18 protein-coding genes and 2 tRNA genes are annotated in these 20,121 nt (G+C 67.2%); 9 read left to right on the top strand and 11 right to left on the bottom strand.

Annotated features, from left to right (window positions below):
- Window positions 1-6: 6 nt before the first annotated feature.
- From A3CW_RS0129145 to fdxA, 3 genes are all read right to left on the bottom strand, one after another.
- Window positions 7-82 (bottom strand) — tRNA-Asn (locus A3CW_RS0129145).
- An 82-nt stretch (window positions 83-164) separates the two neighbouring features.
- Window positions 165-240, bottom strand: a tRNA-Asn gene (locus A3CW_RS0129140).
- 144 nt (window positions 241-384) lie between these two features.
- Window positions 385-708, bottom strand: a complete 324-nt coding sequence (gene fdxA, locus A3CW_RS0129135; RefSeq protein ID WP_028206706.1) for a ferredoxin FdxA — start codon at window positions 706-708, stop codon at window positions 385-387.
- 326 nt (window positions 709-1,034) lie between these two features.
- Here fdxA and pncB point away from each other — a divergent pair, with 326 nt between their 5' ends.
- The 5 genes from pncB to A3CW_RS0129110 all read left to right on the top strand — a co-directional run bounded on the left by pncB (window position 1,035) and on the right by A3CW_RS0129110 (window position 7,037).
- Window positions 1,035-2,237: a nicotinate phosphoribosyltransferase gene (gene pncB / locus A3CW_RS0129130; RefSeq protein WP_028206705.1), complete on the top strand. Its 1,203-nt coding sequence runs from the start codon at window positions 1,035-1,037 to the stop codon at window positions 2,235-2,237.
- A 93-nt stretch (window positions 2,238-2,330) separates the two neighbouring features.
- A complete protein-coding gene (locus A3CW_RS0129125) occupies window positions 2,331-2,993 on the top strand; it encodes a LutC/YkgG family protein (protein ID WP_028206704.1) in 663 nt (220 codons plus the stop codon).
- Complete coding sequence (locus A3CW_RS0129120; RefSeq protein ID WP_028206703.1) at window positions 2,983-4,419, top strand: sodium:proton antiporter; 1,437 nt, start codon at window positions 2,983-2,985, stop codon at window positions 4,417-4,419. The genes A3CW_RS0129125 and A3CW_RS0129120 overlap by 11 nt, the downstream gene beginning before the upstream one ends.
- A 105-nt stretch (window positions 4,420-4,524) precedes the next feature.
- A complete protein-coding gene (locus A3CW_RS0129115; protein WP_028206702.1) occupies window positions 4,525-5,514 on the top strand; it encodes a 2-hydroxyacid dehydrogenase in 990 nt (329 codons plus the stop codon).
- Window positions 5,511-7,037, top strand: coding sequence for a DNA recombination protein RmuC (locus A3CW_RS0129110; protein ID WP_028206701.1), 1,527 nt, complete (start codon window positions 5,511-5,513; stop codon window positions 7,035-7,037). Before A3CW_RS0129115 ends, A3CW_RS0129110 begins: the two co-directional genes overlap by 4 nt.
- Before the next feature lie 80 nt (window positions 7,038-7,117).
- Here the strand turns inward: A3CW_RS0129110 and A3CW_RS0129105 are convergent, their stop codons facing one another.
- The 6 genes from A3CW_RS0129105 to A3CW_RS0129080 all read right to left on the bottom strand — a co-directional run bounded on the left by A3CW_RS0129105 (window position 7,118) and on the right by A3CW_RS0129080 (window position 14,570).
- Entirely contained in the window at window positions 7,118-7,615 is a 498-nt protein-coding gene (locus A3CW_RS0129105; RefSeq protein WP_028206700.1) for a GNAT family N-acetyltransferase, read from the bottom strand.
- Window positions 7,615-7,890, bottom strand: a complete 276-nt coding sequence (locus A3CW_RS0129100) for a hypothetical protein (protein WP_028206699.1) — start codon at window positions 7,888-7,890, stop codon at window positions 7,615-7,617. The genes A3CW_RS0129105 and A3CW_RS0129100 overlap by 1 nt, the downstream gene beginning before the upstream one ends.
- 67 nt (window positions 7,891-7,957) lie before the next feature.
- Window positions 7,958-9,262, bottom strand: a complete 1,305-nt coding sequence (gene moeA / locus A3CW_RS0129095; protein WP_028206698.1) for a molybdopterin molybdotransferase MoeA — start codon at window positions 9,260-9,262, stop codon at window positions 7,958-7,960.
- 107 nt (window positions 9,263-9,369) lie between these two features.
- A complete protein-coding gene (gene mobA, locus A3CW_RS0129090; protein WP_407669774.1) occupies window positions 9,370-10,002 on the bottom strand; it encodes a molybdenum cofactor guanylyltransferase MobA in 633 nt (210 codons plus the stop codon).
- A 7-nt stretch (window positions 10,003-10,009) separates the two neighbouring features.
- Entirely contained in the window at window positions 10,010-11,131 is a 1,122-nt protein-coding gene (gene moaA, locus A3CW_RS0129085) for a GTP 3',8-cyclase MoaA (protein ID WP_028206696.1), read from the bottom strand.
- A gap of 163 nt (window positions 11,132-11,294) precedes the next feature.
- Entirely contained in the window at window positions 11,295-14,570 is a 3,276-nt protein-coding gene (locus tag A3CW_RS0129080) for an Rne/Rng family ribonuclease (protein ID WP_028206695.1), read from the bottom strand.
- An 882-nt stretch (window positions 14,571-15,452) separates the two neighbouring features.
- Between A3CW_RS0129080 and A3CW_RS0129075 the strand changes: the two genes are divergently transcribed.
- From A3CW_RS0129075 to A3CW_RS0129060, 4 genes are read left to right on the top strand one after another with little or no spacing between them, the layout of a single operon-like run.
- Complete coding sequence (locus tag A3CW_RS0129075) at window positions 15,453-16,511, top strand: RluA family pseudouridine synthase (protein ID WP_028206694.1); 1,059 nt, start codon at window positions 15,453-15,455, stop codon at window positions 16,509-16,511.
- Between the two features lie 33 nt (window positions 16,512-16,544).
- A complete protein-coding gene (locus tag A3CW_RS0129070) occupies window positions 16,545-17,204 on the top strand; it encodes an HAD-IA family hydrolase (RefSeq protein ID WP_028206693.1) in 660 nt (219 codons plus the stop codon).
- Window positions 17,201-17,605, top strand: a complete 405-nt coding sequence (locus tag A3CW_RS0129065) for a Rieske (2Fe-2S) protein (protein ID WP_028206692.1) — start codon at window positions 17,201-17,203, stop codon at window positions 17,603-17,605. The genes A3CW_RS0129070 and A3CW_RS0129065 overlap by 4 nt, the downstream gene beginning before the upstream one ends.
- Before the next feature lie 47 nt (window positions 17,606-17,652).
- Window positions 17,653-18,657 carry a S49 family peptidase gene (locus A3CW_RS0129060; protein ID WP_028206691.1) on the top strand — a complete coding sequence of 335 codons (1,005 nt, stop codon included), beginning with the start codon at window positions 17,653-17,655 and terminating at the stop codon, window positions 18,655-18,657.
- A 97-nt stretch (window positions 18,658-18,754) separates the two neighbouring features.
- Here the strand turns inward: A3CW_RS0129060 and A3CW_RS0129055 are convergent, their stop codons facing one another.
- Window positions 18,755-19,477 carry an SAM-dependent methyltransferase gene (locus tag A3CW_RS0129055; RefSeq protein ID WP_028206690.1) on the bottom strand — a complete coding sequence of 241 codons (723 nt, stop codon included), beginning with the start codon at window positions 19,475-19,477 and terminating at the stop codon, window positions 18,755-18,757.
- Window positions 19,474-20,112 (bottom strand): Maf-like protein, encoded by a 639-nt coding sequence (locus tag A3CW_RS0129050; protein ID WP_028206689.1) that lies wholly within the window; start codon window positions 20,110-20,112, stop codon window positions 19,474-19,476. The genes A3CW_RS0129055 and A3CW_RS0129050 overlap by 4 nt, the downstream gene beginning before the upstream one ends.
- Window positions 20,113-20,121: the final 9 nt, after the last annotated feature.

Genomic DNA, 20,121 nt, shown 5'->3' with positions numbered 1-20,121 from the left:
ATATCTTGGCTCCCCGACCTGGGCTCGAACCAGGGACCTACGGATTAACAGTCCGGCGCTCTACCAACTGAGCTATCGGGGAACAGCAGTACAGCTACAACGCTTTACGTCATAAAAAAACCCGTTGTGCGCTGTGATCAACACGAACGGGCTTTTGCGAATCTTGGCTCCCCGACCTGGGCTCGAACCAGGGACCTACGGATTAACAGTCCGGCGCTCTACCGACTGAGCTATCGGGGATCAACAAAAGCAGAGAACGAGATTCTATGGGGTCTGGCTGGGCCTGTCAATACCCTGTCGCGATCTGTTTAGGGCAATCCGCTGCGCGAGGGACTGTCCACACAGGAGACGGGGCGACACCCCGAACAAGCGATCAGCGCGCGATTAGCGTGCGAGCAGCGCGAGCTTGTCCTTCACGTCCTTGAATTCGTCGGCTTCCGGCAGCGGGGCCTTGGTCTTGGTGATGCTCGGCCAGCCCTTCGCGAGGTCGGCGTTCAGCTCGATGAACGATTGCTGGTCGCCAGGCACGTCTTCCTCGGCGTAAATGGCGTTCACCGGGCACTCGGCAACGCACACGGCGCAGTCGATGCACTCGTCCGGGTCGATCGCGAGGAAGTTGGGACCTTCGCGAAAGCAGTCCACCGGGCACACATCGACGCAGTCGGTATAGCGGCACTTGATGCAGCTCTCGGTCACAACGTGAGTCATTCAGGCAGCTCCTGCAAGCTTTTCGTATCGGGGGATGGCGGTTCGCCAAAAGCGGTATTGTAACTGATGAGGAATTACCCCAACCACAGGCCCGCGACCGTCCTTAGATCGTTTCGTGATTAGTTTATAAGATAGGGTGATCCGCAACGTTTTACCCCTTGCGCGCGAGGGGCCGTGCCGGCGGGCGCGCGGGGCGCGCAGGCATTCGGGTAACATGGGCGCACCGCTGGCGCCTGCCGCCCGGAGCCGCCGCTGGGCATCTGCCCGGCAGCGTGTCCGGTTCCCGCTTCGCGGGCGCTATCCGATTGCAGTCCGGCTGGCCCATCATGATCATTACTTCGCTGCTCGATACCGATCTCTACAAATTCACCATGATGCAGGTGGTGCTGCATCATTTCCCCGCGGCCAACGTGGAATACCGTTTCCGCTGCCGCACGCCGAACGTCGATCTCGTGCCCTATGTCGACGAGATCCGCAGCGAGATCCAGAAGCTGTGCAGGCTGCGTTTCGCCGAGACCGAACTCGACTACCTGCGCAAGATGCGCTTCATCAAGAGCGACTTCATCGACTTTCTCGCGCTCTTTCACCTCAACGAAAAATACATCTCGGTCACGCCGTCGCCCAAGGCCAACGGCGAGATCGACATCGAGATCAAGGGGCCGTGGCTGCACACGATCCTCTTCGAGATCCCGGTGCTCGCCGTCGTCAACGAGGTGTATTTCCGCAACACGCAGCATCATCCGCAGTACGAGGAGGGGCGCGAGCGCCTGCGCCACAAGATCGAGCTGCTCGGCGCGAAGCCCGAATTCGCCGACTGCAAGATCGCCGATTACGGCACGCGCCGCCGCTTCTCGAAGCGCTGGCACGAGGAGGTGATCCTCACGCTCAAGGACGATCTCGGCGAGCAGTTCACCGGCACGAGCAACGTCTACTACGCGATGAAGCACAACCTCACGCCGCTCGGCACGATGGCGCACGAGTACCTGCAGGCGTGCCAGGCGCTCGGGCCGCGTCTGCGCGACTCGCAGATCTTCGGCTTCGAGATGTGGGCGAAGGAATACCGCGGCGACCTGGGCATTGCGCTCTCGGATGTCTACGGCATGCAGGCCTTCCTGCGCGACTTCGACATGTACTTCTGCAAGCTCTTCGACGGCGCGCGGCACGACTCGGGCGATCCGTTCGAGTGGGGCGAGCGCCTGCTCAAGCACTACGAGGACAACCGCTGCGATCCGCGCACGAAGACGATGATCTTCTCGGACGCGCTCGACATTCCCAAGGTGCTGCGCCTGTACGAGCGTTTCGGCGAGCGCTGCCGCCTCGCGTTCGGCGTGGGCACGAACCTCACCAACGACCTGGGCTACCAGCCGCTGCAGATCGTCATCAAGATGGTCCGCTGCAACGGTCAGCCCGTTGCCAAGCTCTCCGATTCGCCGGGCAAGAACATGTGCGACGACAAGGCGTATCTCGCCTATCTGCGCCAGGTGTTCGGCATCGAGCAGCCCGTGGAAGAAGAGTGCGCGGGCAAGTAAGCGGCTGAAAAACGCACCCCCGCGACCCGCAGATCGCAGGCGACGCCCCGGTATAATCGGCGCGTCGCTTTTCTTCATCTGACGAGGACGTTCATGGATACGACGGCCGCCCGCCGCAGCATACTCGCGCGCATTCGCGCGGCGCAGGGACGCGAGACTACGCCCGCGCCGCAAGAACGGGAAGCCGTGGCCGACTATCTCGCGCGTCATCCCGAAGGTCCGCGGCCGCCGCTGGAAGGCGATCTCGTCGCGCGCTTCGTTGGCGAGGCGCGCAAGATGTCGAGCACGGTCGACGAAGTCCAGCAGCTCGCCGACGTGCCCGCCGCCGCGCAACGCTATCTCGCGGAGCGCAGCCTGCCGATGCAGGCCGTCGCGTGGCAAACGCTCGAAACGTTCGACTGGGCCGGCGCGGGTCTCGCCGTTCAGTTCCGCAAGCCCGAAGATCGCGATCTCGTCGGCCTCACGGGCTGCTTTTGCGCCACGGCCGAAACCGGCACGCTGGTCCTGCTTTCCAGCCCCCAGACGTGGGCCTCAGGCGCGCTGCTGCCCGAAACGCACATCGCCGTCGTGCCCGCTTCGCGCATCGTTGCGGGCCACGAAGACGCCTTCGCGCTCATGCGCGCCGAACGCGGAGAGCTGCCGCGCGCGGTCAACTTCGTTTCGGGGCCTTCGCGTACCGGCGACATCGAGCAGACCATCATCCTTGGCGCACACGGGCCGTATCGCGTGCATGTGATCGTCGTACATGGGGCGTAAGCGCAACACGGCGAGCCCTTGTGCGGGGACGCTCTTCGCCGCGCTGACGCTCTTCAGCACGAACGCACACGCGGCGGCCCTGGACAGCGCATCGCTCAGCGTCGCCTGGGCGCTGCCGTTCGCCGGCATGCTGCTGTCGATCGCGTTCTTCCCGATGTTCGCGGCCACGTTCTGGCATCACCACTTCGGCAAGATTTCGGTGGGATGGGCGCTCGCGTTCCTGCTGCCGTTCGCGGCCACGCATGGTGTCGGCGTGACGTATCCGCTTTTCGTGCACGCCGTCGTCGACGAATATCTGCCCTTCATCGCGTTGCTCGGCGCGCTCTATACGATTGCGGGCGGCATCTGCGTGTACGGGAATCTGCGAGGATCGCCGCGCATGAACACGGCGATCCTCGCGCTCGGCACCGTGCTCGCGAGCGTGATGGGCACAACGGGCGCGGCGATGCTGCTGATCCGCCCGCTCCTGCGCGCGAACGACAACCGCCGGCACAACGTGCACGTGGTCGTGTTCTTCATCTTTCTCGTCGCGAACGCGGGCGGCCTGCTCACGCCGCTCGGCGATCCGCCGCTGTTCCTCGGCTTTCTCAACGGCGTGGGATTCTTCTGGACTGCGCAGCATCTCGCGCTGCCGATGCTGTTCGTTTGCGGCGTGCTGCTCGCGATGTTCTACGCGCTCGACAGCTGGTACTTCCGCCGCGCCGGGGAAGCGCGCGCCGCTTCGCTCGACCCGACGCCGGACACAGACGCGCTCTCCATCGGCGGCAAGGCGAATTTCGTGCTGCTCGCCCTGCTCATCGCACTCGTGCTGATGAGCGGCGTGTGGCGTCCGGGTATCGTTTTCGAGGTCGCGGGCGCACACCTGCAGCTGCAGAACCTCGTGCGCGATGCGGGACTCGTTGCGCTCGCACTCATTTCGCTCGCGTTCACGTCGAAAACGGCGCGCGCCGACAACGGTTTCGAGTGGGCGCCGATCGTCGAGGTGGCCAAGCTGTTCGCGGGCATTTTCGTGACGATCACACCGGTCATCGCGATGCTGCGCGCGGGCGAGGCGGGCGCGTTCGCCGCACTGATCCGCTTCGTGAACGACGCACCGGGCCGCCCGAACGAAGCGATGTACTTCTGGGCGACGGGTCTCCTCTCGTCGTTTCTCGACAACGCGCCCACCTACCTCGTGTTCTTCAATCTCGCAGGCGGCGACGCCAACGCGCTCATGTCCGGCGGCGCGAAAACGCTCGCCGCGATCTCGGCGGGCGCGGTGTGGATGGGCGCGCTCACCTATATCGGCAACGCGCCGAACTTCATGGTGAAGGCGATCGCGCAGTCGCGCGGCGTGCGCATGCCGGGCTTCTTCGGCTATCTTGGCTGGTCGGGCGTGCTGCTCGCGCCGGTCTTTCTCGCGGCCACCTGGCTCTTTTTCGTCTAGCCGCAAGCCGCTTGCGAGCCGGCCTGCGAAAAGTGCGCAAGACTTCCCTGAGCGCCCCGTCGCGCGCAACAATGACGGACATCGACTGAAGTGTGGAGAGCAACGATGCAAAAGATTCTCGTGGCCCGCCCGATCTTTCCCGACGTGATCGACCGGCTGAAGCAGTATTTCGAGGTGGACTGGAACAACGGCGAGGCGCTTTCGCCCGAGGCGCTGCACCAGCGTCTCGCCGACAAGGACGGCGCGCTCACCGCGGGCGACCCGATCGGCGCCGCAACGCTCGCCGCGGCGCCGCGCCTGCGCGTGGTGTCGAACATGGCCGTGGGCTACAACAACTTCGACATGGCCGCCTTCAACGCGGCCAATGTGCTCGGCACCAACACGCCCGACGTGCTCAACGAAACCACGGCCGACTTCGGCTGGACGCTGATGATGGCGGCCGCGCGCCGCGTGACGGAATCGGAGCACTTCCTGCGCGCGGGCAAGTGGGACAAGTGGTCGTTCGACGCGTTTCTCGGCTCGGACATTCATGGCGCCACGCTCGGCGTGATCGGCATGGGCCGTATCGGCCAGGCGCTCGCGCGCCGTGCGCGCGGCTTCAACATGCGCGTGGTGTATCACAACCGTTCGCGCGTCGCGCCTGAGATCGAGCGCGAGCTGAACGCCGACTATCTGTCGAAGGAAGACCTGCTCAGGCAGGCCGACCACGTCGTGCTCGTGCTGCCGTACACGGCGCAAAACCATCACACGATCGGCGCAGCGGAACTCGCGCTGATGAAACCCACGGCCACGCTCACCAACATCGCGCGCGGCGGCATCGTCGACGACGCGGCGCTCGCGCACGCGCTGCGCACGCGCCAGATCGCGGCGGCGGGCCTCGACGTGTTCGAGGGCGAGCCGCGCGTACATCCGGCGTTGCTCGAAGTGGAGAACGTCGTGCTCACGCCGCACATCGCGAGTGCGAGCGAAGCCACGCGCCGCGCCATGGCAAACCTCGCCGCCGACAACCTCATCGCCGCGCTCGGCGAGGGTCCGCGCGCCGGGCAGCCGCCCAATCCGATCAACCCCGCCGTCCTGGGGCAAGCGCGTAGATGAGTCCGCTCGCCGTCATGTCGCTGGCGATCGTTGCGCTGGCGATTGCATTTGTCGTGACGCTCGTGGCGTTGCTGCGCGCGCGTCAAGGCCATGGCGACGCCGAGGCCACGCTCGACGCGCTCGATCAACTGAGCGACCGCCTCGCCGCCTCGACCGACACGCAGGCGCGCGCGGCCGAGCGCATCGAGCGCGAGCTGCGCAACGAGATTGCGCGCACGGCGCAGAGCTCGCGCAGCGAATTCGGCGGCGGCTTCGCGCAGGTGCAGCAGGCGCTTGCGGCGCAGCTCGGCAGCATCGCGACCGTGCAGAACAGTCAGATCGACGGTTTCGCGCAGCAGCTCGCCAAACTCACGGCGGCCAATACGCAGCAGCTCGACGCCGTGCGCCAGAGCCTGCAACAGCAGGCCCAGCAGGCGCGCGACGAGCAGGGCGCCGCGCTGCGCCACTTCGGCGCGTTGCTCACGCAGCAGCTCGGGCAACTCACCGAAGCCAACGACCGGCGTTTCGCCGAAGTGCGCGCGACGCTCGAACAGCGCCTCAAGGACATCGAAGCGAACAACGCGGCGAAGCTCGAGGAAATGCGCCGCACGGTCGACGAGAAGCTGCACGCCACGCTCGAACAGCGCCTCGGCGAATCGTTCAAGCTCGTTTCCGACCGGCTGGAGCAGGTGCATCGCGGGCTTGGAGAGATGCAGACGCTGGCCGCGGGCGTGGGCGACCTGAAGAAGGTGCTCACCAACGTGAAAACGCGCGGCACCTGGGGCGAAGTGCAGCTCGAAGCGCTGCTCGAACAGATGCTCACGCCCGACCAGTACGCGAAGAACGTCGCCACGGTGCCGAGGAGCACGGAGCGCGTGGAATTCGCGATTCGCCTGCCAGGACGCGGCGCGGGCGGTGCGGAACAAGGCGAGCCGGTCTGGCTGCCGATCGACGCCAAATTCCCGCGCGAAGACTACGAGCGTCTCATCGATGCGCAGGAGCGCGCGGACGCGCTCGCGATAGAGGAGGCCGGGCGCGCGCTCGAACTGCGCATCCGCGCCGAGGCGCGCACCATCGCCGAGAAGTACGTCGCGCCGCCGCACACGACCGATTTCGCGCTGCTGTTCCTGCCGACTGAAGGCCTTTACGCCGAAATCCTGCGCCGCCCGGGCTTGACCGATGTCCTGCAGCGCGACTACCGCGTGAGCGTGGCGGGTCCGACCACGCTCACGGCGCTCCTCAACAGCCTGCAGATGGGCTTCCGCACGCTCGCGATCGAGCGCCGCTCGAGCGAGGTATGGCAGGTGCTGGGCGCGGTGAAGACGGAGTTCGGCAAGTTCGGCGACGTGCTCGCGCGCACGAAGTCGCAGCTCGAAACGGTCACGCGTTCCATCGAAGCGGCGGAGGTGCGCACGCGTGCGATGAACCGTAAGTTGCGCGACGTCGAGGCGTTGCCGGGCGAGGCCGCCGCGAATCTCCTCGGCGACGCGGTGCGTAACGGTAACGGCGACGCAGAAAGCGAAGCGGGCTTCGGCGACGAGTGACCGCAACCTGCGCGCCAAAAGCAAACGGGCCGCCTGATCCAGGCGGCCCGTTTGCATTCGGGCGTGTGGGGTGCGCTGGCTTACCCGATCATCGTTTCACCGGGCGCGGCGAGCTTTTCGAGCGCATCGCCGGTCATACGCACGACGCGCCAGTCGGGCAGCACGGTCGCGCCGAGCTTTTCATAGAAGCCGATGGCCGGCGTGTTCCAGTCGAGCACGGTCCACTCGAAGCGGGCGCAGCCGCGTTCGACGGCGATCGCCGCGAGCGCGCGCAGCATCGCCGTGCCGAGGCCGGTGCCGCGCTGCGACGGCTGCACGTAGAGGTCTTCGAGATACAGGCCGCGGCGGCTCAGGAACGTCGAGTAGTTGTGGAAGAAGAGCGCGTAGCCGACGATGCGGCCGGCGTCTTCCGCCACCAGCGCTTCGGCGGCGGGGCGTGTGCCGAACAGGGCGTCGGCGAGGCCATCGGCCGTGCCCGTGAACAGATGCGTGAGCTTTTCGAACTCCGCGAGCTCGTACATCAGCGCGTGCATCGCGCCGACGTCGGCGGCCGTGGCGGCGCGGATCGTCGCGGCCATCACGCTTCCTCGGGCACGTCGGAGAGATGGATCTCGATGCCGCCGAAGCGCGAGGCCACCCAGTTGTAAGCGTGGCAGGCGATCCACAGCAGGATGAAGCCGACGATCGCGTTGAGCAGCAGCGCGCTGAAGATGGTCGAAAGTTCGACCGCGCCATAGCGCACGAACGCCACGAGCACGCCAAGCAGCACGATCGGCACGCTGAAGGTCAGGTACACGAGGATGAGCGCCTTGGCGGTCTGGCCCGCAGCGATAAACGAGATCTGTTTTTTCATAGTAGTCGGTCCGTTATGCAGGTGTGGACGTGTGGTTAGATTTGATGGCCTCTGAGCCGCCGCCGCGCTAGACGAGTCCATCGAACAGCATGATGTCGACGGCGTCGCCGGCATCGAGATCGCCGGCCTCATGGGCGAGCACGATGAAGCAGTTCGCCTCGCTCATCGTGCTGAGCGCGCCCGAGCTTTGCGAGCCGGTCGGCGCGACGCGCCACTGGCCGCTGGCGTCGCGGCGCGCGCGGCCGCGCTGGAATTCGGTGCGGCCCGCGCGCTTTTTGATCGGCTGATCGCTCAGTGCCGGCACGAGCGGGACGGGCTGCGCTTGCGCGCCAGCCATCGCCATGAGCGCGGGGCGCACGATCTGGTAGAACGAGACCATCGTCGCGACCGGGTTGCCGGGCAGCCCGAACAGGAGCGCCGCGCGGCCCGCGCCTGGGCGTCCGCCCGACCAGATGCGACCGAACGCGAGCGGGCGGCCGGGGCGCATGGCGAGGCCCCAGAACGAGACGTCGCCGAGCGTTTGCAGCTGGGTGCGCGTGAAATCGGCTTCGCCGACCGAGACGCCGCCGGAGGTTAGCACGACATCGGCGGTTTCGGCAGCGAGTTTCAGTGTGGCGGCGAGCGCCGCGGGGTCGTCGCGCACGACGCCCAGGTCGATCGCCTCGACGTTCAGGCGCTGCAGCATCGCGCCGAGCGCGTAACGGTTGCTGTCGTAGATGCAGCCCGGCTCGAGCGGCTCGCCCGGCGAGCGCAGTTCGTCGCCGGTCGAGAAGTAGGCTACGCGCAGGCGCTGCTTCACGTGCGCCTCGACGAGGCCGAGCGAGGCCAGCAAGCCAATGTCGGACGCGCGCAGCACGCGGCCGGCCGCGAGCGCCACGCCGCCGCGCGCGAGATCCTCGCCCTTGCGGCGGGCGTTCGCGCCGCGCTTGACGGCGTTCGCTTCGAAAGCGATGACTTCGCCCTGCGCCGACACATGCTCTTGCGGCACGACGGTGTCGCAACCCGTGGGCATCGGCGCGCCGGTCATGATGCGAACGCACGCACCGGCGGCAACTTCGCCCGGGTAGGCGTGACCGGCGAAGGCCTTGCCGCACACGGCGAGCGAGAGGGTGCTGGAGGCATCGGCCAGCGCCGCGCCGTCGAATGCGTAGCCGTCCATCGCGGCGTTGTCGTGCGCGGGGACGTCGATGGGCGAAATCACGTCTTCGGCCAGCACGCGCGCTAGCGCCTCACGCAGCGGCACGCGTTCGCTCGCCGCAAGCGGTGTCGCCCACTGCAGCACGATGGCCTGCGCGGCACTGACGGGCAAAGCTTGCGGATCGTACTGGCTGATGCAGCCGGCGCTGCCGGAGGGGTGGTTAAGCGTGGTCATCGAATGAGGAAGCGTCGCATCCGCACGGCGTGTGCGGCGATCGTCCAGGCGGGCGTGCCGGCCGTGTGCCGGGGACGGCGGCTGGCCGCGCACCGCCCGATTGCAATTCAGGCGCGTTCGAGTTCGGCCAGTTCCTGTAAGGAATTGATATTGTAAAACGCACGTTCATCGGCAAAGGCGACTTCGGCGGCCGTGTGGCGCGCGTACCACGCACGCACCTTGCGCTCGCCGGCGCCGAGGAAGACGGCGAGGTCGTCGGCGAGCGAGGTGCGTACGAGCGCGAATACCGGGTGGAGCGAGACCTCGCCTTCGGCATTCGTCGTGGTCGCAGTCACGATGTCGGCGCGCTCCGAGAGCGCGGCATGGCCCAGGCGCTCGGCGAGATCGGCTGGCAGCCAGGGCGAGTCGCAGGGCGCAGTGAGGAGCCATTCGGTTTGCGCCGCGCGCAATCCGGCGAGGAGCCCCGCAAGCGGGCCGGGGAAGTCGGGCAGCGTATCGGCGAGCACGCTCGCTCGCCATGGTGCGCCGAGTGCCGCGTAAGCGTTGCCGTTGCGGTTCGCGCTGATCGAGAGGGCGCCGACCTGCGGCGCGAGGCGCGCGAGCACGTGCGCGGCGAGCGGTTTGCCGTGCAGCATCTGCAAGCCCTTGTCCGCGCCGCCCATGCGCTGGCCGCGGCCGCCTGCGAGCACGAGGCCCGTGATCGATGCGGAGGAAATGGCGTTGGCGCTCATCGGCGTCATGGGCTGCTCAGCCGCCGATATAGGACATTTCGATGCGGCGCTCGTCGGAGGCCGCCGGCGCCTGCGCGCTGCCCCGCAGCTGCGAATAGCGGTCGGCGCGGCCTTCCCACACCTGCGCGATGGCGCCGGAGATTGCCGCGTCGGTGGCGCCGTTGCGCAACAGCGCGCGCAGGTCGTAACCCATCGAGGCGAACAGGCACAGGTACAGCTTGCCTTCGGTCGAAAGGCGCGCGCGCGTGCAGTCGCCGCAGAACGCGCGCGTCACGCTGGAGATCGCGCCGATCTCGCCCGCGCCGTCCGCATAGCCCCAGCGTTGCGCCGTTTCGGCGGCACTGTGGGGCTCCAGCGACACGAGCGGCCAGTGTTCCGAAATGCGCGCGACGACCTCCGCCGACGGCAACACTTCGGCCATGTTCCAGCCGTTCGAGGTACCGACGTCCATGTATTCGATGAAGCGCAGCGTCACCCCCGTGCCGCGGAAATGCCGCGCAAGCGGCACGATCTCGCCGTCGTTCGTGCCGCGCTTGACGACCATGTTGACCTTGATCGGCGCGAGCCCCACGGCTTGTGCCGCCGCAATGCCGTCGAGCACGTCGGCTACCGCGAAGTCGGCGTCGTTCATGCGGCGAAAGAGGGCGTCGTCGAGGGCGTCGAGGCTCACCGTCACGCGTGTGAGGCCTGCGTCGCGCAGGGCGCGCGCCTTGCGGGCAAGCAGCGAGCCATTGGTGGTGAGCGTGATGTCGAGCGGTTGGCCTGCGGGCGTGCGCAGCGCGGCGAGGCGCTCGATCAGGAATTCGATGTTCTTGCGCAGCAGCGGCTCACCACCCGTGAGGCGGATCTTGGTGACGCCATGCGCGACGAAAAGCCGCGCGAGCCGTTCGATTTCTTCGAGCGAAAGCAGCGCGGAATGGGGCAAAAACGGGTAGTCCTTGTCGAACACGGCTCGCGGCATGCAGTACACGCAGCGGAAATTGCAGCGATCCGTGACCGAGATGCGAAGGTCGCGCAGGGGTCTGGCGAGCGCGTCGAAGACCGCGCCGGACGGCGCGCGCACGGCTCCCGCGGCCGGCCTGGGCAATTCGGGCGGCAGCGATCGAACGTCGGCAACAGGGATGATGCGTCGTGTCATGGTCTCTTCGTTCTCGCGTTGGCTCAATTTTAGCCGAACCAGCAGCCGCCGACAGACAAGGGAGAACGCTGATATATCAAAAAAAAGCCCGCCGGGAAGGGCGGGCTTTTCGGGGGGGCGCCGGACTCGAGGCCCGGCGCGCGGCCAGTTGCGCTTGCAGCGCTTACGGCTGGCGCGTGGTTTCGACCTGCTGCATCGGCGCGCTGTCGACCGGCGGCAGCGGTTTGCGCTCGCGCGGCGCGCGTGCCGGCTTCACCAGCTGGGCGGCGGCTTGCTGCGCGGCGCGCAGCTTGTCGGCGTCGGTATTGACCCAGACGAGCCCCGCCGATTCCAGCATCGGGCGCAGCGTGTCTGCAGCGGCCGCAGCCGTGGGTGCCGCGGATGCCACCGGGGCCGGATGCGGTGCGGCCGGCTCGGTGATCGCGACGACCGCCGGAGCGGCTGCTACCGCTTCTTGCGCCGGCTCCGGTTGAGCGACGGGTGCGGCTGCGACAGGCTCTTCGGTCCGCGGTGCTTCGACGCGGTCTTCCCGCACGACAGGCTGCGTTTCGGCCTGAACCGGCTCGACCGGGGCTGCCGGCGCGACCGGTTCGTCCGCTGCGGCAGGCGCCTCAGGGGCTACAGGTGCGACGGGCGCCACAGGTTCCTCGGCCTTCGGCTCGACCACGTGCGTGGTTTCAACGCTTACCGGTGCGGTTTCAACGCTCACCGGTGCGGCTTCGGTGGGTACCGGAGCTTGCTCGGTCGGTGCCGGAGCTTGCTCTGCAGCGGGCGCGACAGTTTCGACCGGCGTAGTCGTCTCGGCGGCGGCCGGCACGTGCCCGGCTTCGGTGGCGACGATTGCGGCCGGCTGTGCGGTCACGACAGTCTCGACAGGAGCCTCGGTGTGCGCTTCTACGGCCGATGCTTCATGCACTTGCGCGGCAACGGCGGGCTGCTCGATCGCCGGTTGAGCGGGTGCGGCTTGCTCTTCGCCTTCCGGTGCGTCTGCACCCGGCGTCAGGCCTGCTGCATCCGTCTCGCGCTCGCGGCGACCACCACGGCGGCCGCGGCGGCGGCGGCGACGTTCTTCGCCTTCACGCTGTGCGCCTTCTTCGTCGGCACCAGCGCCCATGCCTTCGGGCAGTTCCTCCGTGTGAGGCGCTTCGACGCCTTCGGCGCCTGCCGACGCGGCATCGAGACGCGCTTCCTGAGCTTCGGCGGCCTCGGCTTGCTGACGGCGACGCGGTTCATTGCGTTCGCCGCGCTCGCCACGTTCACCACGCTCGCGGCGCTCGCCGCGTGCGGCGCCGGCTTCCGCCGTGACATCGCTACGTTCCTGACCGCGCTCGACGCGTTCGATGCGCTGTTCGCGCTCGGCGCGTCCTTCGCGGGTTTCACGCGGTTCACGTTGCTCGCGCGGTTCGCGTTGTTCACGCGGCTCGCGCGGTTCACGCGGCTCGCGGGCACCACGGCCTTCGCGTACTTCGCGCGGTTCACGTGGCTCGCGCGGCTCGCGCTCCTCACGGCGGCCAGCCGGCTGACCGGTACGTGCGCCGGCTGCGCTTTCGCCGCGGCCTGCCGCGTCGCGGCCGCCGGAACGGCGATTGCGATTGCGGTCGCCGCTGCCGGTCTTTTCACCGCGCTCGGTACGCGCTTCGCGGGTCGGACGGGCGGTCTTTTCGGGTTGAGCGACCGGTGCCGGCGCGGGCGCCGCAGCCGGTGCGCCGCCAAAGAGGCGCTTGACCCAGCCAAAGAAGCCGCCGCCCGCAGGCGTGACGGCCACTTGCGCCGCGACGGGCGCGGTTTCGGCCGGCTTGACCGGCGCGCTCGGCGCCGGACGCTCAGGCGTGATGCCCTTCACCGCGGCTTCCTGCTTGGGCTTGGCTTCGGCGGTGCGCTTGCTGTAGCCGGTTTCCGACTCGAGCTCGCGAGCCGCTTCCTCGGCCATCTTCCACGAGGCGCGCGGGTCGTCGAGGCGCGCATCGTCGTGACGCAGGCGCTCGAGCTTGTAGTGCGGCGTTTCGAGGTGCTTGTTCGGGATCAGCACGACGCCGACCTTGAAGCGCGACTCGATCTTGTTGATTTCTGCACGCTTTTCGTTGAGCAGGAAGGCGGTCACTTCGACCGGCACCTGGCAATGAATTGCCGCGGTGTGCTCCTTCATCGCCTCTTCCTGGATGATGCGCAGGACCTGAAGCGCCGACGATTCCGTATCGCGGATATGACCCGTGCCGTTACAGCGCGGGCAGGTCACGTGGCTGCCTTCCGAGAGGGCGGGGCGCAGGCGCTGGCGCGACAGCTCCATGAGGCCGAAGCGCGAGATCTTGCCCATCTGCACGCGTGCGCGGTCGTGGCGCAGCGCGTCTTTCAGGCGCTGCTCGACTTCGCGCTGGCTCTTGGCCGACTCCATGTCGATGAAGTCGATCACGATCAGACCGCCCAGGTCGCGCAGACGCAGCTGGCGCGCCACTTCGTCGGCGGCTTCGAGGTTGGTGCGCGCGGCGGTTTCCTCGATGTCGGCGCCCTTGGTGGCGCGCGCCGAGTTCACGTCGATGGCGACCAGGGCTTCGGTGTGGTCGATCACGATCGCGCCGCCCGAGGGCAGCGGTACCGTGCGCGAATACGCCGTCTCGATCTGGTGCTCGATCTGGAAACGCGAGAAAAGCGGCACGTCGTCGTGATACCGCTTCACCTTATTGACATTGTCCGGCATCACGATATCCATGAAGGCGCGCGCCTGGTCATAGATCTCGGTGGTGTCGATGAGGATTTCGCCGATGTCGGGCTGGAAGTAGTCGCGGATCGCGCGAATGACGAGGCTCGATTCCAGGTAGATCAGCATGGGCTGACCGGACTGGCCGGCCTGCGACGCGGCTTCGATGGCGCGCCACAGTTGCAGCAGGTAGTTCAGGTCCCACTGGAGCTCTTCGGCGGAGCGGCCGATGCCGGCCGTGCGCGCGATGATGCTCATGCCGTCCGGCAGTTGCAGCTGCGCCATGGTTTCGCGCAGTTCCTGACGGTCGTCGCCCTCGATGCGGCGCGAGACGCCGCCGCCGCGCGGGTTGTTCGGCATGAGGACGAGGTAGCGGCCGGCGAGCGAGATGAACGTGGTGAGGGCGGCGCCCTTGTTGCCGCGCTCTTCCTTCTCGACCTGGACGATCAGCTCCTGGCCTTCCTTGAGGGCGTCCTGAATGCGCGCGCCGCGCATGTCGATGCCTTCGCGGAAGTACTGGCGGGCGACTTCCTTGAACGGCAGGAAGCCGTGGCGGTCTTCGCCGTAGTTGACAAAGCACGCTTCGAGCGAAGGCTCGATACGGGTGACGATCCCCTTGTAGATGTTGCCTTTGCGCTGTTCGCGCCCGGCGGTTTCGATGTCGATGTCGATGAGCTTTTGTCCATCGACGATGGCGACACGCAGTTCTTCCTGCTGTGTCGCGTTGAACAGCATTCGTTTCATTGAACGACTCCAGTGCGTTCGCGCGCAAGCCGCACGGTGCGCGGCGGCGACGCCAGGCAGCACGGTGCGGGCAGCGGCGAGCCGCGCCTTATTGTGTTGTCACAAGCACGCTGGAGCGGGAACGATGGCGGGGAGAATTGCCTTTTCTGGGCGCCGGTCCGGCGTTGCGTTGCCGTGGACGGGGCCGCGTGGGCACATGCGAAATACGTTTTCAAGAAGCGAAGAGACATGCCGCGGGTTCGCGACGTCAACGTTTTCCTGCGCTTCCAATCCACCTGCCTGCCGTGGCCATGATCGTGCCGATGGTTGAGCCCATCGCACTGGCCGTGACAGACGCTTGCCGCAGCGGCGAACCGCGCGCGCTTGCGACTGGATCAGGTTCGCGGCCTCAAAATTCAATCAGGGCCGCGCACGGGAAGCTTTTCAGGAACGCCCGTCTTCCCCCTCGGGGTGTCTCGCCACTTTTGACGTCGCCGTGTCCCGCACATTGCCGGGACGCTTCGGGCGCTCGCCGTATTTTCGCCACCAGCGCCTCCTGCGGCGGTCACTTCGACCGCGCGGCGGGACGCGCCGGATAAATTCTTTATACCAATGTTCCGTTACCGTCGGAGCCGCTCCTGACCGAACGTGCCTGTGGGCGCCGTCCCTGCCGGAGTGGTGATCCGTGCGTGCAACTCGTTGCTTCTCATCAAACAGGGTGAGCAACCAGCCCCGGGCGCAAGTAAAATAACCGTTTATCGCTTGCAGCCTGCGCTCGCCGCGTGGTCCAAGTCCAGGATAACCCCCTTGGGGTGTCCATTGGGTGGTTCGCAGAACATTTGGCCGTTTGGCCTGGGCCATTCGGCCTACCGTTGCGTCGGCGCTGGGCAAATTATATTCAGAATGAAAGGGTTAGGCAAAACATCCCAGAATCAGGTCGCAAGCGACCAGGTTTCGTTCGTCGAAATCGACGAGGGCGCGGCCGGTCAGCGCATCGACAATTTTCTCCTGCGCGTCTGTAAGGGCGTGCCGAAAAGCCACATCTATCGCATTTTGCGCAGCGGGGAAGTGCGCGTAAATAAGGGGCGAATCGATGCACAGTATCGGCTCGCAGAAGGCGACATCGTCCGCGTGCCGCCCATCCGCACGTCGCAGTCGAGCGCGCCGGCCGGCGCCGCGCCCGTGCCGGCGGCCCAGTTTCCCGTCATCTACGAGGACGACGCGCTGCTCGTCATCGACAAGCCCGCCGGCGTGGCTGTGCACGGCGGCAGCGGCGTGGCGTTCGGCGTGATCGAGCAGTTGCGTGAGGCGCGCCCGCAGGGCAAGTTTCTCGAGCTGGTCCACCGGCTCGACCGCGAAACGTCGGGCGTGCTGATGCTCGCCAAGAAGCGCGCCGCGCTCGTGGGCCTGCATGCGCAGATGCGCGATAACCAGACCGACAAGCGCTACTACGCCTGCGTCCACGGCGAATGGGCGAGCGACTGGGGCCGTCGGCGCGCCGTGAAGGAGCCGCTTCACAAGTATCTGACCCCGGAAGGCGAGCGCCGCGTGCGCGTGCAGCCGGACGGCATGCCCTCGCACACGGTGTTCAATCTCGTCGAGCGCTGGCCGGGTTACGCGCTTCTCGAAGCCGAGCTGAAGACGGGCCGCACGCACCAGATCCGCGTGCACCTCGCTCACCTCGGCCTGCCGATCGTCGGCGACGCCAAGTACGGCGACTTCGCGCTCAACAAGGAGCTCGCGCGCACGGGCGCGCGGCCGGGCATCAAGCGGATGTTTCTGCATGCGCACCGGCTGAAGCTCGCCCACCCGATTACGGGCGTCCCGTTGCAGTTCGAGGCGCCGCTGCCGGCGGATTGCCGCGGCTTCGTCGACGCGCTGCGCGCGCAGCGCGAGGAAGGCGCGGCAACCGACGCGGCCCGACCTGACGGCGCCGGACCTGGCGCGGGCCGCCCCGAATGACACCGAATCTGACAGCGTTTGGAGAAGTCCTGCATGGCTCGAGAGTTATTTGACCTGATTGTGTTCGACTGGGACGGCACCCTGATGGACTCGACCGCCCATATCACGCGCAGCATCCAGGCGGCGTGCCGCGATCTCGGCCTGCCCGTGCCCGGCGACGAGGCGGCGAGCTACGTGATCGGCCTGGGCTTGCGCGAGGCGCTGCAGATAGCCGCGCCGACGCTCGATCCAGCCGACTACCCGCGGCTCGTCGAGCGCTATCGCATCCATTATTTGCTCAAGGACCAGCAGACCGAGCTGTTCGCAGGCGTGCGCGAGATGCTCACGGAACTGCGCGACACCGGCTACCTGCTCGCCGTGGCGACGGGCAAGAGCCGCGTGGGGCTGAACCGCGCGCTGGCGGATTCGCGGCTCACGAGCCTCTTCGACGGCACCCGCTGCGCCGACGAAACCTTCTCGAAGCCGCATCCGGCCATGCTTCAGGAGCTCACGCGCGAACTGGGGCAGGATCTGGGCCGCACGGTGATGATCGGCGACACGACGCACGATCTGCAGATGGCGATCAACGCGGGCGCGGCGGGCATCGGCGTGGCGTATGGCGCGCATGCGTCCGGCGCGCTCGAAAAGCTCGAGCCGCGCTTCGTCGCGCCGGACGTGGCCGCGCTCGCGGGCTGGCTGCGGGAGAACGCATGAGCACGGCGCCCGAGGCAGCAACGCTCGCGCCGGTGCGCGTCTGCGCGGCCGAAGAACTCGCCGAGGGTGGCGAGGGGCGGCGCATGAACGCGACCTACGCGGGCGGCGAGGCCGTGGTGTTCTTCGTGCGCTACGGCGGAGAGGTGTACGGCTACCTGAACCGCTGCGCGCACGTGCCGATGGAGCTCGACTGGGTCGAGGGCCAGTTCTTCGAGTCGTCGGGGCTCTATCTGATGTGCGCCACGCACGGCGCGATCTACCAGCCCGACACGGGCAAGTGCGTGGGCGGCCCATGCCGCGGCGGGCGTTTGCGCCCCGTGCAAGTCGAGGAACGCGACACGCCCGAAGGGCGTGCGGTATTCTGGCTGCCGGACGACGCTTTGCGTCCGACCCCAACCTGATTCCTGATTTTCGACCCTTTCGACCTTTTCGAACGTAACCCGCTCGCATGTCCGACAATCCGACCCCTGATTCGAACGAAGCGCCTCGCGCGGCTTCGTCAGACCGCGGCGCGCCCGCGCCTGGCTGGGAGCGCGAGGCGCTCGAACGCATCGCGCTCGCGGCCATCACCGAGCAGCGCGCGGCGCGGCGCTGGCGCATCTTCTTTCGCTTCGCGTTTCTCGCCGTGTTCGTAGTGATCGCGTGGGCGATCCTCGATCTTTCGGGTGCGCGCGTGGAGAGTGAGGGGCGCCACACGGCGCTCGTTTCGCTCGACGGCGAAATCGGCTCCGACACCCCGGCGAACGCCGACGACATCATCAGCGCGCTGGACAGCGCCTTCGACGACGACGGCACCGCGGGCGTGATCCTGCATATCGACAGCCCCGGCGGCAGCCCGGTGCAGGCCGGCATCATCAACGACGAGATCCATCGTCTGCGCACCAAGTACCCGGCCATCCCGCTGTACGTGGTGGTGGGCGACATGTGCGCTTCGGGCGGGTATTACGTCGCGGCGGCGGCCGACAAGATCTACGTCAACAAGGCGAGCATCGTGGGTTCGATCGGTGTGCTGATGGACGGATTCGGCTTCACTGGTCTCATGGACAAGCTCGGCGTCCAGCGGCGCCTGCGCACCTCCGGCGAAAACAAGGGCTTCTTCGATCCCTTCTCGCCCGATACGCCGAAAATGGACGCGCACGCCCAGGAGATGCTCGACCAGATTCACCAGCAGTTCATCGACGCCGTGAAGGCCGGCCGCGGCAAGCGCCTGAAGGACTCGCCGGATATCTTCACGGGCCTGTTCTGGACCGGGCAGAAGAGCGTGGAGCTCGGTCTCGCGGACGGCTACGGTGACACCGATTACGTGGCGCGCGAGGTCATCAAGGCGCCGGACGTCGTCGATTACACGGTCAAGCAGAGCCTCACCGATCGCGTGGCGAAGCGCGTGGGCGCGAACATCGGCTCGGCGGCTGTGCATTCGCTGCTGATGGGCGGCAAGGTATCGGTGCACTGAGCGGCGGCGACGCTTTAGTTTCCGGTCGTCCTCGAGAAAAATCGGCCGCTGCGCGATGGTTGCGCAGCGGCCGATTCGTTTTTGCGCGCCGATGCGTTCAGTGCGCGAGCAGCAGGAAAATCGCCGGCCGCTTCTGCAATTCGGGTGCGGGCTTCTTCTTCCAGTCGGACACGGCGCGGCTCACGATCGTCTCGGTGGGCAGCGTGAGATCGGCGGCGACGCACACGAGCGTGGAGGGCGCGCAGGTCGCGAGCAGCGCGTCGAGCAGTGTGCGGTTGCGATAGGGCGTCTCGATGAAGATCTGCGTCTGCTTGATCTTGCGCGAGATCTGCTCCAGATCGCGCAGCTTTTTCACGCGCTCGTTCGCGTCGACGGGCAGGTAGCCGTGAAACGCGAAGCTCTGGCCGTTCAGGCCCGACGCCATCAACGCGAGCAGGATCGAGCTCGGGCCCACGAGCGGCACGACCTTGATGCCGCGCTCGTGCGCCCGCCGCACGAGCAGCGCGCCCGGATCGGCGACGGCGGGCACGCCCGCCTCGGAGACGAGCCCCGTGTCGATGCCCGCAAGCAGCGGTGCGAGCAGCTTCTCGACCTCGCCGGCGGGCGTGTTGACATTGAGTTCGCGGATCTCGATTTCCTGGATCGGGCGTGTCGTGCCCACGCGTTTGAGGAAGGCGCGCGTGGTCTTCGCGTTTTCGCCGATATAACTGGCGAGCGCGCCCGCGCGTTCGCGCACGGGCGTGGGCAGGACGGCGTTGAGCGCGGCATCGTCGCCTTCGCCCAGCGTGTTGGGGATCAGATAGAGAGTGCCGAGGCTCATGCTTGCGTCTCCAGCAACGGATAGCCCGCGGCAAGCAGCATGCGCGTGAGCGCGATGAGCGGCAGGCCGATCAGGGCGGTGGGGTCATCCGATTCGATCGCTTCGAGCAGCGCGATGCCAAGTCCTTCCGATTTCGCGCTGCCCGCGCAGTCGTATGGCGTTTCGGCGCGCAGATAGGCGTCGAGTGCGGCGTCGGGCAGGTCGCGAAAGCGCACCTTCGTGACGACATCGACGGTATCCGTTTGGCCAGTGGCGGTGTCGAGCACGCTCAGGGCACTATGGAACAACACTTCGCGGCCGCGCATGGCCTGCAGCTGCTCGAGCGCGCGTTCGTGCGTGCCGGGCTTGCCGATCTGGCGGCCATCGAAGGTGGCGACCTGGTCGGAGCCGATCACGAGCGTGCGCGCGGCGCCGGCGGGCAGGGCGGCGGCCACGGCGCGGGCCTTTGCGGCAGCGAGGCGCAGCGCCGTCGCTTCGGGCGTTTCGCCAGGGTGCGGCGTTTCGTCGACGGCGGGCACGGCTGTGTCGAACGGAATGCGCAGACGTTCGAGCAACTCGCGCCGGTAGCGCGAGCTGGAGGCGAGGATGAGGGCGGGGCGGCCCGTGCGCGGGGCCTGCGAGGGAGAATCCTGCATGTTCGATCG

Source organism: Paraburkholderia nodosa DSM 21604 (assembly GCF_000519185.1).
GTDB lineage: Bacteria > Pseudomonadota > Gammaproteobacteria > Burkholderiales > Burkholderiaceae > Paraburkholderia > Paraburkholderia nodosa.
Note: the sequence above shows the minus strand (reverse complement) of the source record. Positions and strands in the feature narration are given on the sequence as shown.